This is a genomic window from Frankia tisae (assembly GCF_025403405.1).
Taxonomy (GTDB): domain Bacteria; phylum Actinomycetota; class Actinomycetes; order Frankiales; family Frankiaceae; genus Frankia; species Frankia tisai.
The window spans coordinates 1-1,431 of record NZ_JANEZT010000682.1; the positions used below are offsets into that span (position 1 = coordinate 1).

A 1,431-nucleotide genomic window follows, 5' to 3' on the forward strand; every position below is an offset into this window, starting at 1 on the left:
GACAGCAGCAACCGGCCTCGCCCGATCATCGCTCCCCCCTCCGGCCACCCGCGGGCGATGCCCGCCGAACGCGACGCGGGCGGTGGGTGGCAGCAGCGTGCCGCAGTGCCGCAGGCAGGCCAGATTTTACCCGCGGGCGCCGTCGCCGCCAGCCGATCCGCAGGCCCCGCCTGCCGGCCTCGGCGGGACCCCGATGGCGTCGACGGTGGCACCGGACAGCACAGATGTGGTTTGCTGCCCACGTCGCCCTCGCCGAAGAGGTGCCCGCCCGGTTGGGGCGCGCGGATCCGGTCCAGCTACGCGTGCCGTCGGCAAGCCCGTGCGCGACGGTGACCATGGCCGCCTCGACGCCGGCAACCTCGGTAGTTCCGGTCTCCGTCCGCGTTCCGCCGGGCCTCCAGCCTGCTCCCGAAGCCCGGCCCGCGCCCGGCGCCCAGCCATCCACGCCCATCTCCCATGGACGGGTGCATTGACTCGACACATGTCTCCGGCGACCCCCGACCTCACCATCCGGCCCCTGTCACCGACACTCGGCGCGGAAGTCACCGGAATGGACCTCCGTACGGATCTGACTCCGGAACGACGTGCACAGATCCGTACGCTTCTTTTCCAGCACGGGGTGCTGGTCTGGCGGGACCAGTCGCTGGGCACGGCCGGCCAGGTCGCGTTCGCCGAGGCGTTCGGCCCGATCCTGGTGTTCACCAGCGTCGTCGACCCGGAGCCGGCCCGACCCGGCGTGCACGAGGTCCACGGCGGCAGCGTCGGCTGGCATTTCGACGCCAGCAGCCTGCCCGCGCCGCCGGAGGCAACGGTCCTGCGAGCCGTGCGCGTGCCGCCCGCGGGCAACGACACGCTGTGGGCCAGCGGCGTCGCCGCCTACCAGGCGCTGACCCCACGGGTGCAGGCACTGGCGACGGGCCGGTACATCACCCACGGCCGCGGGGTGAAACGCGAGCCCGGCGACGAACGCCCCATCGTCGCGCATCCGTTAGTCCGCCGGCACCCGCACACCGGCGAGCACTACCTGTACATCAACCTGCCGGACTGGGACCACCCGCTCGTGCTCGGGATGAGCCCGGACGACAGCGACGCGCTGGTGGCCGAGCTGCGCGCCGCGTACCTGCGCCCGGAGCACCAGGCCCGCCTGAGCTGGACGCCGGGGACGATCGCCATGTGGGACAACCGGATCGTCCTGCACACCGGCACCGGCGAGCACGATCCCGCCACCCGCCACCTCGTGCGGATCTGCCTCGCCGCGCTGCACCCGTGACCACGCGTGGCGGACCACGCCGGGCGGTGGACGTGGGGGACCAGTGCCCTTGACATCAAGTCGGGTTCATCTTCCAGGCTGGGTGAACGTGATCGGGTGACCCCCACGGCACCCGGCGCGGCGCCCGGATGGAGGCCGTCCCGTGCCAACCTCGACGCCAC

General features: G+C 72.9%; 1 protein-coding gene. It reads left to right on the top strand.

From position 1 onward, the window contains the following. The first annotated feature begins 481 nt into the window (after window positions 1-481). The gene (locus tag NBZ85_RS31080; RefSeq protein WP_261560739.1) at window positions 482-1,270 is read left to right on the top strand and encodes a TauD/TfdA dioxygenase family protein; all 789 of its coding nucleotides are present in this window, start codon (window positions 482-484) and stop codon (window positions 1,268-1,270) included. The last annotated feature ends 161 nt before the right edge of the window (window positions 1,271-1,431 follow it).

What these genes read in the sequence shown, in the direction of transcription:
- NBZ85_RS31080 (WP_261560739.1), top strand. Translation starts at nt 482, where the DNA reads ATGTCTCCGGCGACCCCCGACCTCACCATCCGGCCCCTGTCACCGACA.